This window comes from Ruminococcus sporogenes, assembly GCF_054655175.1.
In genome coordinates this window covers 420,573-433,813 of record NZ_BAAHOA010000003.1, presented here as the reverse complement: position 1 = coordinate 433,813, position 13,241 = coordinate 420,573, and the positions used below count along the sequence as shown (strand labels likewise).

Sequence of the window (13,241 nt, the reverse complement as noted above, 5' to 3'; positions counted from 1 at the left end):
TTTATTTTCCTCCTAAAAATATGTAAAACTAATTCTTTTTATCAGACCTTCGGAATTAATTACAAATTCCAGATGTTTCGTATCTGATATTTCATATTTATATTCTATCTTTTTATTATTCATATTGACTTTTTCAATTGGCTCTCCGAAATATTGGATAACCTTTTCCTTGTAGTCATTGATTTCAATACTGCCAACTGACAAGCTTATTCCTTTTGGTAAATCGTCATTCAAAAATGTAAACCCTATTGAACCTATCTTATTATCACTATAATCTTTATCATCTACCGCACAATGCATTGTTACCGTAGCCAAAGACTCTCCTTCATATAGCAGAACACAGCTTCTGAGTTCAGATTCTTCATCAACTATCATTGTTTCGTTTTGATAAGAAAAACCCTCACCCAAATCCTCCAGCGAGCATGGAAATGAAAAAGTTTTATCGCCTATAACAACGTTACTGACGATCTTATCAAAAACATCCTCGTTAAATGTTCCGTCGTACTCATTTATTTCCGACTGAACCTCAGTTTTGCTCTGAGTATCGCTTTCCGTACTTTCCGATACCGATTCGGAAATACTGCTTTGTGTACTCCGGCTTTTATCATTATCGGTCGATAATGTGTTTTCAGAATTTTTGCAGGCTGTTGAATTCGAAGCTAAAATAACAGCTGCCATAATTAAAACAAGTTTTCTTTTCATAGAACCTCCATCTAATATAGTTATTAAGATTATTTATATATCATATTAAGTATTATAAAATATCACTTAATATACCTATATTAATTAAAATATTAGCACAATATACATAATAATTCAAGAGTTTAATTAAAAATTCTTGGCAATTTTTAAAAAATCTATAATTTGCATAAAAATAGCAATAAAATTTTAGCAGATTTATACATAACCTTGTCCCTGTTCCGCCTTGATCCCCAGCGCATGTTTCTTTTCATTTATCATACGTCTTAGCATTCTGTCTGTCGTCATCCTGACCGATCTGTATCTTCTTCTGTAATCAACTTTATGTTCATAGCTGAATTCCTCCCATTGTACAATCGAAACTTTCAGCCTGCACTTCTTTTTCCGGCATTTCAGTTATTATATAAAAACGGGCATTTTGTTCATCTTGATTGACACTGTAGATTTCCTGTTTCAAAACTTCTTCGGCGGAAATCATATAATCTGTTCCTCTCACACCAAAATGTGCAGCTACATCTTCACCGTTCAAGAGCAAGTCAGCTTCTTTTGCTAACATGTCTATATAACCTCCGGGCGTCATAAGATGGAGTTCTGCGTCTTGATGTTCCTGAATAAATTCTTTAATGGTTTGCTTCACAACTACATTCCTCCTATCTGCTGTACATTTTTTCTTTCTGACTGTTCTCCTGCATGAAGTCAGTTTGTCAAAGAAATAATTGTTTGTTTTTACTAATAATTAACTTATCAGAATTTATACATAACTCTGTCCCTGTTCCTCCCTGATTCCCAGAGCCTGTTTCTTTTCATTTATCATACGCCTAAGCTTTTTGTCTGCGGACATCCTGACCGATCTGTATCTTCTTATGTAATCATCTTCAATACATCGGTTTAGATTGATAAACAAGCTTAAAACCGTATTTGACAGCATTGTGTTTTCAAAGCTTCTGCTTTCATTCAGAAAATTCTGAGCATAAACGTTTCCGTCGTCAGCCGACCTGTTAAGCCATTCCATTGCCATCTCCTTATCTTTCTCAATATCCTCCGTACCGAAAAGATAAAGCCATCCCAGCAGAAACGAAGCCCAATTGTTTTCATCCGCTGCCGATACCAGCAGCTTAACCGCACGTTCCGAATTATGATATTTGTTATTTTCCAAAAGTATTTTAGCTAACGAATATGAAGCATACGCCTTAATTTCATCATAATTTACCGCCTTTTCAAGCCATTCAACAGCTTTGTTAAGATCATATATTTCTTCTTCGAGGTACAGCCTGCCGAGATAATAGCAAGCGTGTCCATTGTCTTTATCTGACTTAAGCAGATATTTCTCAGCCTTGCTCAGATCCCTGTTCACAAATTCCCCCTTGAAATATATTCTGCCGAGCATAAAGCAGGAGAGGGGATCGCCGCCGTCAGCGCATTCGGTCAGCATTTCAATACCCTTGTCAATATCCTGTTCAATATGTTCTCCGCTGATATATTCAAGCGCAAGAAATCGCTTGGCATTCAGATTTCCTAGCCTTACCGCTTTTTCAAGACAATCCATAGCCTTTGGTATATCCTGAGTAATATTCTCTCCAAGCAGCAGAGCCTTGCCGTATTCATATAACCCGTTTTTGTTGTTCAGCTCTGCGGAACGTTTAAAATAATCTATAGCCTTATCCATGTCAGCCTCTGTTCCAAAACCGTTTTTGTACATCACTCCTATTTTGTAAAACAGGTTATCGTCCGCCTGACCGTTAGCTTCAAGCTTTAAAAATCCCGAAAGAGCCTGATTGTAATATCCCTGTGATTTTTTCTTATCCTTTTCCGCCAATTCACCATTTTCATACATATTACCTACGGCGTAAGCAGCATAGGGCTGTCCCTGTTTCGCCGATCTCATATACCATCCCAAAGCTTCCTTAAAATTCTTTTTCGCGCCGTTGCCGTAGTAATACAAATTGGCAAGACTGTATTGCGCAAACTTGTTTCCCTCCTGAGCCGATTTCAAAAACCAAACAAAAGCTTTTTCATAATCCTGTTCCGTTCCCAGCCCATAACAATACATTTTGCCGATTCTGTATTGCAGATAAGGTTTTAATTTATCTGATATCGGTTCTATTTCAATAAAACCCTGTAACGCTTCCTCATAGTACTGATATGACTTTTCATCGTCCTTTTCACCAAGCTTATCTGTGGAATACAGCTTTCCTAAATCATGAATTGCCAGCACGTTGCCTGACTTTGATTCAGAAAGTAAAATCTGTTCAGCCTTTTGAAAATCTTCAGGCTTTGCGTTTTTATCATAGATCAGTCTGCAGGCTTCCTTGTATGCATTACTCCATTTAATGTGGTATTTGCTTTTAGGAGTATTGACAGTATCAGCTGTCACTTCATTTTCAACGTTTCGATTAAAATCATATTCCATAAGATCATCAAGAGCAGAATTTACTGAAATAAAATTATCGGTATCTTCATTGAAATACTCTGTCGGCTCAGGTTCTTCACTCTCAATATCAATAAAAGGACTATTCATATCCAGCACAGTCTGAACGATCATGTTTTTGACAGATTTAAATTCCTTGTTGTCGGTCAGCTTCGGAAACTGAAGCTTTGCAGAGGAATAAACGTCGTGCTTCTGCTGTTCCATTTCACACCACAGCTTATACATTTTCTGAATAGAATCATTTTCCGCAAGCCTTGCAAAAATTGCGTTGACCGTCTGCTTGACCTCCGGCTTTAAATATCCGTATACTTTTTTGCCCGTTACAGATTTAAGCTGATCGTTAAGTTTACCAACAAGCTTTATCAGCTCCGTATCTTCAAAGGCGTTTCCTGCAATATCATTTACAAGCCTACGCATAAACTCTGCCGACTCTTTTTTCAGAAGATTTCGCAGGTCGGTCTGGCGCTGATATAAATGGTGCAGCTCGTCCTGATAGATATCGTTTGCAAAGCCGCTTCGTATTTTTTCTATTCCGCGGTTGGTGAGGAATCCCTCGCGCTCGTTGGCGGAGTACACGATTATATGCGCGTGAGGATTGGTTTTCTTATCATGAAACGCGGCGTACCATCTGAGATTTTTCATTTCGATTTTCTGACTCTTTGCAATATTAGCGATCTGCCGCTTGACTAAGTCCCGCCACGCTTTTAAATTGTCATAGCCCATCGCCTGAGCGCTGTCCCTGCGCAGGGAAACGACATGAGTCCAGACGTTTCCTCCGTGAGCCGCTATCTCTTTTGCGGTCTTTTCAAGCTCGACAGGCTCGTCCGACTGCGAGAACAAACCATGCTTACCGAATTTAACAGCGCCCGGACGGTTAGCAAGATAGCTTACATAGTTTTTACGGCTTGTAAGGCGGTCCATGTTCCGGTCAAGTATTTCCGATATGAGAGCGGAAGCGTTTTTGATAGTGGGATTCTTTTGGTAGTCCTCGTATTCAAATAACTCTTTGCCGTCGGGGAAACATTTTAGCAGAGAAAAAATCAGCTCCTGCTGTTTTTTAGCGGCAGGAGCGTGTTCGTTTGTATTCGGTATCGGCGCTGAACCCTCGCGGGTCGCTATGTATTTTACATAGCGGTACAACTGTTTTCTGTTTCCGCTGCCGCTTTTTAAATAACGGCTTGTTACGATTATTTTCGCCAGTTATATCATCTCCATTCGTTAAAGTATCAGCTGTTCTGATATTCAGCCGCGTCCTCGTAATCAATGATGCCGTTTATTTTCCTCACCTCGTTTACGCACATAGCGTGGAGACTGTTAAGCGTATCACCGTCAACCTCGTTTACAGCGGCGGTCATATGCGACAGCTTTCCAAGCTCCACGGCGACCTTGAAAAGCAAACGTGCAAGACGTTGCTCCGTACCCTTTATCTGCGCCTTGACCGTTTCGGTTATCATAGGGGAGAGATAGTTTATGTTATCTTCCTCGCTGAGATAGCCGATGTAGAACTTAATTGCTTTCTCTATAAACTCGCTTTGCGATCTGCAATTGTCGTTTTTGTAATGAACCTCTACGTTCTTCAGCGTTTCAGGATACGCCCAAAGAGCAAATTTGACCTTATTCTCAAAACTCATATGCTCCAACTCCTTTAAAAATGCCGTAATTTCTTTGCTTTCTGCGGTTACAACCCCTAAATTTCAGAAAGGCTGGATTTACAACCCCTTACCATGAAACTGCCCAAGTCCCGAAAAATTGCGGTCGGCTTTGCCGTCCGCTGTGTCTGCGTCGGGGTTGCAACCCCGACGTTTTAACTTGCTAGACAATATTTCACCTCAAATCTTCTTTGATTCCTGTATTTCCGCCTTTCTGAAACTCTGCGCAAAACGCCCTAAATCAGCCCTGCTTGTCCTTAAGGGTAAACTTACCCTGCCTGTGCCTATAGAATCGCACACGACGGCACACGGTTGGCGACAGGGCGGTTAAATCACGTTCTCTCACATTGTAAGCTCGTTTTTATAGCGCTGATATTCCTTTATTTCCATATCAACGACCTCACGGGCGAACTGCTCAGCGGTTTCCTCACTGTCATCGGACAGCTCATATCCTACGGCTCCACAGAAGTTGTCTATTTCCTCAGCCATCGAATCATCTGTGAAAACCTGATAAAACCAGCCCTCTGCGGTTACCGTATTGCCGTTCTTGTCCTCTCGTTCAATGCCTGTGTCACGGCACTTTGAAATATATAAGCCTCTATAATTCATACAAAATCTCCTTTACGTTTTTGGGAATCCGAACGTAAGCTGTTCGGGTTTATCGGTTATTTTCATCCGAAGGTTATGCCAAACGGAATGTAGTCCTGCGTTTTCATTTCCGCTTCACGCTCCGCAGCAACAATCTCAGACAGCGGCACACGGTGCGAACAGGGGGGAGTTACTGCTCAGACTGCTTTTCTGATTCGGCAGGCGAGGGCTTCCCACGTTTTGCCGAAGGCTTCTTTGATGACATCATGTCAATAAAATCTCTAACATTCTGCGGCACGTTTTTCTGATATAACTGATCGACATACTTATCAAGCTCCGCCGCAAGCGTAGTATTCTTCTGCTCTAAATACATTTCTATTGCTGACAATTTTTCTTCATTGACCGAAACTGCAACCGATCTTTTCATAGACTCATCTCCGTTTCCATACTCAATTCCTGTATTTCTTCCCGTTCCGGCTGTACGGTCAGGGCAGAGAACAGGTCCATATTATTGCCGTATATCACTCCATAAGAGGTTGCCAGAGAGCCTTTATAGCTCAGAATTTTACTGCCGAAATCCTGTAAATCCATTTCCTCAAGCACAGATAAATCAAAATTCGTCGGCAGATTTCTTGAAAGATATTCTTTGCCGAACTCGTTTGCATTGCAGATATTTCCGACAAATCCGTAACTGTCAAGACAGTTTAGGCATTCTGCCGCGTCGGATATTTCTGTGAATTCCTGACTTTCCATTACTGCTTTCAGCTTGACAAAGTCAGCATGAGAGAGCGTTGAAAGCTTTTCCGCCAGGGCGTTCAGTTCTTCAATATGATTCATGTTATCGAAGCTTTCAACTGTGATCCGCGGCAATGCAGATTGAAAATCATAGTAAACCATGTCCTGAACTCTGCCTATACCAAGATCCTTAGCAATGTCATTCAGATTTTCTTTATTGCAGGGCAAAGAAATCCATTGCGCGAACTGTTCGGTTGATTCACTGTCTGTCGGCGCCGGCGCGATCAGCAAGCGAAAAAAACATTTTTCAGGCCTGCCGATTTCAATATTAATAGTCGGCCGCTCATATTCGGAAGGAACGCAGTAGTAACGGTAAATGAACATACCGTTTACTTTGTCGTGAACAAGTCTGCCGATCTTTTCACGGTCGATCAGATCGATATATTCGTCAGGCAGCTCTCTGAGTTCTTCTACCATATCGTTTTCTATCATTGCTTCTCCGAGCTCATAGTAATCTTTGCACGGCCATACGGGAACAGAATCCAAACCGTAGGTCATCAGAAGCATATCTTCAAATTCACACTCAGGGTTTGAAGCCAACAGACTTTCCATCGCTGCTCTTTCAGGATATTCAAGCCTTTCAAAGCGTTCCGCAAACAGATTCAGCTTGTAAATATCTGCAGTAAAATCTCTGCACAGGCTCTTTGGCAAGTCCATATTTTCATGCTCGGAAATCCTGAAATCTACCACGGGATTATCCGTTCCGAGCATATCCAAAGCGTCCTCCAATTCAAAAACTGTCATGGGGAAATCCTTTGACATTCCATTTTTAAAATATATTTTCATTTATTTTACTCCTTTTCTTCAACATAACTGATATACGGAATCTGAAGCCAGTGCGTCCATTCGCGTCCTGCAAGCTTTGTTCTTGTAACGCCTCGGAGCGTATTCATGGCTTCGATCACTTCGCCGTTGCCGATATATATACCGATGTGACCGTCCGACCAGACGGCAAGTCCGGGTACTTCCGGTATGGTATCTATCGTGCCTTTGACAGCTGCGTTCGCAAACATAGCGTTTGCGCCCACGTCCATCATGCCGTTTGAACCGACAACAATTTCGCCTGAATCAGGGTTGTACCAACCGTAGCCTTTGATAAGACCGACGCAGTCTGCGGTGCGTTTACCGAGCCAGTTATGACGAATGAAATCCATGTAGCTTGTGACTTCGCTGCCGAACACAGCGGCTCTGTCCTTGAGCAAGCTTTCCGTAAGAACGTTGCCGTAGGTTCCGTAAACATACCCCCAGCCGTTTTCGTGAGCCTGAATTGCCCACTGAACAAGTCCCAGATTATTTTTCTTCTTTTCGTCATATTCTTCAAATTTGATTTCATTGCCGAAGTTTTTTTCATCGCTGTATTGAATCCACGGTATTTCAAACCACGAGGTCCAGCCTCCGGCTGAGATGTTTTCTTTTACTATCCCGTCCTTAACAGATTTTGCATATATTACATTACCGTTTCCCACATAAATTCCTATCATATTCTCTTTTAAAACAGACGAACCCTTCGTTTCCGGAATAGTATCAATACTGCCTTTAACGGTTGCTGAATCGAACAGCTCCTGAACAGTCATATCGGAAATTGAATAATTATCCTCTGAAATCGTTCTGCTTTCGTGGTCGTACCATAGATATGATTTCAGTAGATTGTAATTGTCAACAGTTCTGCGGCTGAGCCATTTGTCACAGTCCTCGGTTATATCCTCCGGATATTTTTCCTTTAGCGCCTTGTATTTTTCATCTGTCAGCAGACTGCCGTCGGTATGGGGAACACAGCCCCACTGAGTTTTATATGCGTTTTCTGCCCAGACTGACAGGTCTATGTTGTTCTTTAAATCAAAATTCACAAACAGATACGGATTTATGCTGACGTTAACTATCACAGAATATGACCGCATAAATTCGCTGTAATCAATGCTCAGATTGTATTTGTTATTGAGATTTTCAATCAGCTTTTCATTATCGTTCTCTTTGAAAAGCGAACAGTATTCCGCAAAAAAATCCTCATCCTTGTGAACGTCGTCAAAATATGTGAGATATATTATCTGAGCTTTGACGATCATATCCTTAATTCCGAGCTTTTCCATTTCCTTTTCAATAGCCTTGCCGTCGTCCTCCATCTGTGAGAAACGCTCCTTTTGTTCCGGAGACAAACTTTGCATAAACTGACTGAAATCTATATTTCCGTATTCATCCTCCGCCTTTGTCAGCTGATGACCCATTGCCAGCAGCAGCATTACCGGAAGCAGAGCGAGCGTTATTAAAAAAGCTGCGACAAAGCCTATAGTCCTTCTCGCACTTTTGCTTGGAAGTAAAATGGCGGCAGCTTTTTTTACTGCCGCTGCCGTAATACTCATACACAACCCTTCTTTCCTTTGTATATATATGAAAAGGACGGCTGTTTTACTTCAGCCGTCCTTTAGCTATATATAGTCTATTACATACTTATTTCCGGAACTTCTTTATTCTCCATATACATATCCTGTGTAAAAATCATATCAAGCTTTTCCCATCTTCTTTTCAGCACCTCGCGTATTTTGATCTGACGCTTTTCATCTATATACGCGCTTGCTCTTTCATCCTGAAAAATCTCCATTATCTTATCCTCAATTCCGTCAAGAGCTTTCAGATCAAAGGCTTCAGGGTGTTTTACCAGCCTGATCTGTTCATCGTGAAAATCCGCAAACGGCTGCGATTCAACATTTAAGTCCGGATCGATATATCCCGTCGGCGTATCGTATCTCAGACTGGTGCCGCAGTCAAACACAGGAGCAAAGCCTATATATTTCAGAGTATCCGCATTTCGCAGAACACCGAAGTTTCCCATATGCCTGTCCTGATTTGCTATGATATAGTCAAGCGTCAGCATTTCATCAAGACTTTTCACATATCCGGGGATTTTCAGATGTTGGCAGCACTTCACAAAATGTTGATATTTGCTTTCGCTTTCCTCTCTGGGCAGAACACGGTTTACGGCAGACGCCGGAATCAGTTCGGTATCCCGTGTAATAAAATCCGCGCATACGCTGACGGGCATATGATTTTTCCCTTCAAAAGCGAGACGGTATTCCACATGAGGAATTTTCAGCGCCTGAGCGGTCATGCTCGCGATAACCTCGTTGAACGGTTCCTGAAAGAAGCTTGCGCCGCCTTTGACAAGGCATCTTGTTCCGCCTATGATCTTCCATTTTTTCTTCAGCCATCCGTCGGCTGTACAATCAGGCGACATCAGACTGAAGCTGCCTGATTCTGGTTTGTTCCCGAACAGTATATTGCCTATATCCTCTGAAAATTCGTGATCAAAGAAATTTATTTCTTCCCAGTCTGTCTGCATATCAGTCGGTTTTACCCAATACTGGTCTGAAAGACTCAAGCCGAAGCATTTGGTCAGCAGCTCCTGCGGCGCATGCATATTAAGCATACGCAAGACCCTGTCTATTCCGCTTCTGCTTGCAGGGATCGAGCGTTTTTTCCACCAGTGCGCGAGATCTCTCTGAGAAGGCGTATCTTCGGATACTGCGATTCCGACAGGTATACGTCTTTTATCATATATTCTGTTTCCGAAACAGATTTCCGTTCCGTCCGCTCTGATATCCAGATCCATCACCGGATAGTTCTTCTGCATCAGCACATAACGCATTACCGCACCCCCTTTGGCGATTAAAAATATTATACATCAAAATCAGGAGCATATCAAGAACATATATTATTAAATTTTATCCTCACGTCATATTGTCTGAGATAAACTGCACCGGAACGCGTTTTGTCATCCATACTCCGTTTTCTGAAAGATAAAATTTAAAGCCTCTGCGGTACATTTCGCCTGACCGTATTTTAAAAACGTGAGGCTTTCCGTATATTCTTCCGATTCTTAAAGCTGTTTCAGGGTTATTTGACAGATGGACATACCGATTTCCCTGTGCATATATGCCGTCTGTCCAGATTGAATTTACACGGTTTTCTCCTATAGCGTAATAAAGATAATCCGGAGGAGAGAGTTTCTCTGCATTGACCTGATTTGTAAAGCCGTTTGTTATGTCCATTTCTATCACCGTCCCGTTTACTAAAGTATACCATATTCAGACATTAAAATCAACACAGCCACATATCCGGCGCGTGAACCTGAAGCAGATACCTTTCGTTGCCGCAGCGATAAAGGCACAGACCCTGTTGGGGATATTTTACGAGCGAAACTCCGACATTTCTAATTGAAGCATATCGGTATACGCTCTTGGTTCTACGTTGCCCGCGTTGAACAGAAACTGATGGATAGGAATAGCAAACAGCGTTTTTGTAAGCTCCCTGATCTCGGGCAGCAGGAAATCGTCGATATTCCGGCTTGCGATCACCATCTGCATCCTGTAAAATCTATCTTATCCTTCACTTTATTCCCTCCACAAAAACTTCCTGCGCAAATAATCTGCATGCTCGGAAGTAATAAATCCATCATTGATTTCAGCTATGTTGATACTGCCGTAAAGCTCACCCCACAAGCAGTCAAGAATATCGGAACCGTTTTGCAGAGCCTGTTTGTATTCGTCCAGATCGTGCTGTAAATATTCAGGCAGTCCATATTCATACGACGCTTCACGTTCTTTCTGCAGCTTATCCATATCAGCCGTCATAATCACCTCTGTATGTTTTTATAATAGTATACCATACAAATAATAATAATTCAACTATCTACCTCCCGCCCTGCCGAACAGCCTTTCCTTGTACTCCGGCGCGTGAACCTGAAGCAGATACCTCTCGTTACCGCAGCGATAAAGGCACAGGCCCTGTTGTGGATATTTTACGAGCGAAAACTCCGACATTTCTAATTGAAGCATATCTGTATACGCTCTTGGTTCTACGTTGCCCGCGTTGAACAGAAACTGATGGATAGGAATAGCAAACAGCGGTCTAGTAAGCTCCCTGATCTCGGGCAGCAGGAAATCGTCGATATTCTGGCTTGCGATCACCATTGCAGATTCCTTTTTCCGCACTCTTTTCATGGCGTTTCTGATGTACTCGATGGCTGTCAGATTTGAAAGGAATAAATAAAGCTCGTCTATTGCCGCGGCGGTGTTCCCTTCGCCTAAAAGCTGATTTGACATGTAGCTCAGAATATTGAACAAAAGAGCGTCTTTAAGCCTTTTGTTTGTATCCATAAGACCTTTTACTCCGAAGCACAGAAACTTTGAATCCTTAACGTTAGTATGCCCGTTGAAATACTTTGCTTCAGCTCCTCTGCACATAGAATGCAGTCCCAGACAGATGTTCTGCAGTATTTCCTCTGTGTACAAACGCTTCTTTTCCTCGTCGAAAATCATGAATTCCTTTTCCGTCAGTTCATAAAGATCGGTCATTGTAGGATAATCCTCCGGATTCAGCCTGTTGAAATCAGTGAGGTCGTCAATACCGAATCTTGCATACAATTTCATTAACATAATTTCTATCGTATCTATCTCGCTGTCAGAAAAGTCTTTGTATGCTCTGAAAAAGTCCTTTAAATATGATATGTGCTGACTTAGCCTTGTTACCCTTCTGAACGCTTCCGGAGACTGCCCGTCACGCTCAGCTTCTCCGAAGGTTTTGGGTTCAAGGGGATTTATCATATATTCTCCCGACATGAAATCGAGATAGGTTCCTCCCAGATTTTCCGTCAGCTCCTTGTACTCCTGTTCAGCGTCTAAAATTATTATGCTTTTTCCGCTCTCCCTCATATTGGTAAGCAAAAGCTTCATAAGGTACGACTTTCCCTGACCGCTGTTTCCTAAAATGAGAACGTTTGCGTTTGTCTTGTCGTCGCTTCGCTTATCAAAGTCCGCCAAAATGTTTGTTCCGAACTTATCTTTTCCGATATAGAAGCCCTTTTCATCGGTTTTTCCGCTGTAATTCAGCGGATAGAGATTTGCGACCGAGCTTGCCGGAAGAACGCGTTCATACAGACTGCCGAACACATTGTATCCGAACGGCAAAGCTGAGAGCATGCCTTCTTTCTGACGGAGGATCAGTCTGTCGACAGTTATTTTTGAGCGCGTAAGCTCCATTAGTATATCCGACTGAAGCTCCTTAAGCTTGTCCTCGCTTACCGCTTTCAGTTCGATAAACACGGCGCAGTGCAGCAGCGGTTCCTTGTTTCGGCGCATATCGGCAATAAGCTGAACAACGTCCTGTAAATTGCTTTCCGCGGCAATCGATTCCGTTACGTCGTTTACAGTCGACATAAGCTTGTTTCTTCTTGCGGCATGCTGAATTATCTGCCTTTGCTCGGCGCTGTCCACAAGGCGGTTATATATTCTTAAAGTAACCGAGCTTCTGTCGGCAAGATGGGCGAGGATAGCCTGTTCTTCGGTGGTAGGCGGCCATTCTCTGACCGCCCACACGCATTTATACGAATTGCCGCAGATAAAATGGTCGGTAAAAAAACGGACCGTGCCGGGAACGACGCGGTCAAAAAACTCCTGTATTCTGATTTCCTCCGCCTGTTCCGGAGTCATCGCTCTTTTTTTAAACAGCATACGGCTTCTCCTTATCCTGTATCGGCTCAATATATTTTTCTCCCTCCGCGTCCTCGATTTTATCTCCGTTCATAGAAACGTCAAAGTAAATAGCCAGCATTCTCTTTATATCCTCCTTATTCATTCTTCTGACGTCAAAGCCATGCTCCGATATTATTTTGGAAGCGCGGTTTATCTGCTGAAATATCTGCGATTCCTTTTTGTCCTTTGTTCTTACGCAGAACATAAACTGTCTTGCGGTAGACATTTCAAGCTGAATGTCGTCTAAAAACTTCATGTCTTGTTCCAGCAGCTTTATGACAGCGGGATTTTTTTCGCAGTCTATCCTGTTTCTGATATTGATCTTGTTGCCGTCGAAGCATTCGCAGCTGTCAAGACAGATTATTTCAAGCTCCGGTATCATGCTCAGCAGCGTCATAAGGCGGCGTATCTTCGTATCAATATTTTCATTTGACAATACGGATATATTGGTGGGCTGAACGCTGAAAAAGGACAGCTCGCCTTTTTCCGTTTTCAGTCCGTATCTGCCGAAGCTTTTCAGTCCGAACAGGCTTTGCGTTGATTTTTTGTTTTTCATCT

14 protein-coding genes are annotated in these 13,241 nt (G+C 42.3%); all 14 read right to left on the bottom strand.

Going from position 1 to position 13,241, the window contains the following annotated elements; translation table 11 throughout:
* Positions 1-12: 12 nt before the first annotated feature.
* Positions 13-702 (bottom strand): hypothetical protein, encoded by a 690-nt coding sequence (locus ACYQ0N_RS12325; protein WP_460162833.1) that lies wholly within the window; start codon positions 700-702, stop codon positions 13-15.
* A gap of 325 nt (positions 703-1,027) precedes the next feature.
* Entirely contained in the window at positions 1,028-1,336 is a 309-nt protein-coding gene (locus tag ACYQ0N_RS12320) for a hypothetical protein (RefSeq protein WP_177532727.1), read from the bottom strand.
* A gap of 114 nt (positions 1,337-1,450) precedes the next feature.
* A complete protein-coding gene (gene mobP3 / locus ACYQ0N_RS12315) occupies positions 1,451-4,315 on the bottom strand; it encodes a MobP3 family relaxase (protein ID WP_460162936.1) in 2,865 nt (954 codons plus the stop codon).
* 38 nt (positions 4,316-4,353) lie between these two features.
* On the bottom strand, positions 4,354-4,758 hold the full coding sequence (locus ACYQ0N_RS12310) for a hypothetical protein (RefSeq protein WP_460162832.1): 405 nt from the start codon (positions 4,756-4,758) through the stop codon (positions 4,354-4,356).
* A gap of 360 nt (positions 4,759-5,118) precedes the next feature.
* Positions 5,119-5,385 (bottom strand): hypothetical protein, encoded by a 267-nt coding sequence (locus ACYQ0N_RS12305; protein ID WP_124100713.1) that lies wholly within the window; start codon positions 5,383-5,385, stop codon positions 5,119-5,121.
* Positions 5,386-5,554: 169 nt separating this feature from the next.
* Positions 5,555-5,791, bottom strand: a complete 237-nt coding sequence (locus ACYQ0N_RS12300) for a DUF6103 family protein (protein WP_460162831.1) — start codon at positions 5,789-5,791, stop codon at positions 5,555-5,557.
* Positions 5,788-6,945: an antirestriction protein ArdA gene (locus ACYQ0N_RS12295; protein WP_460162830.1), complete on the bottom strand. Its 1,158-nt coding sequence runs from the start codon at positions 6,943-6,945 to the stop codon at positions 5,788-5,790. The genes ACYQ0N_RS12300 and ACYQ0N_RS12295 overlap by 4 nt, the downstream gene beginning before the upstream one ends.
* A 5-nt stretch (positions 6,946-6,950) precedes the next feature.
* Positions 6,951-8,516, bottom strand: a complete 1,566-nt coding sequence (locus ACYQ0N_RS12290; protein ID WP_460162829.1) for a hypothetical protein — start codon at positions 8,514-8,516, stop codon at positions 6,951-6,953.
* Positions 8,517-8,596: 80 nt separating this feature from the next.
* Positions 8,597-9,799 (bottom strand): HipA domain-containing protein, encoded by a 1,203-nt coding sequence (locus ACYQ0N_RS12285; protein WP_460162828.1) that lies wholly within the window; start codon positions 9,797-9,799, stop codon positions 8,597-8,599.
* Between the two features lie 82 nt (positions 9,800-9,881).
* Positions 9,882-10,202 carry an RNA 2'-phosphotransferase gene (locus ACYQ0N_RS12280; protein ID WP_460162827.1) on the bottom strand — a complete coding sequence of 107 codons (321 nt, stop codon included), beginning with the start codon at positions 10,200-10,202 and terminating at the stop codon, positions 9,882-9,884.
* Positions 10,203-10,340: 138 nt separating this feature from the next.
* Entirely contained in the window at positions 10,341-10,511 is a 171-nt protein-coding gene (locus ACYQ0N_RS12275; RefSeq protein WP_460162826.1) for a hypothetical protein, read from the bottom strand.
* A 33-nt stretch (positions 10,512-10,544) separates the two neighbouring features.
* Positions 10,545-10,784, bottom strand: a complete 240-nt coding sequence (locus ACYQ0N_RS12270; protein ID WP_177532917.1) for a hypothetical protein — start codon at positions 10,782-10,784, stop codon at positions 10,545-10,547.
* A 54-nt stretch (positions 10,785-10,838) separates the two neighbouring features.
* Positions 10,839-12,662 carry a VirB4 family type IV secretion system protein gene (locus ACYQ0N_RS12265; protein WP_460162825.1) on the bottom strand — a complete coding sequence of 608 codons (1,824 nt, stop codon included), beginning with the start codon at positions 12,660-12,662 and terminating at the stop codon, positions 10,839-10,841.
* A complete protein-coding gene (locus tag ACYQ0N_RS12260) occupies positions 12,652-13,239 on the bottom strand; it encodes a hypothetical protein (RefSeq protein ID WP_460162824.1) in 588 nt (195 codons plus the stop codon). Before ACYQ0N_RS12260 ends, ACYQ0N_RS12265 begins: the two co-directional genes overlap by 11 nt.
* Between the last annotated feature and the right edge of the window lie 2 nt (positions 13,240-13,241).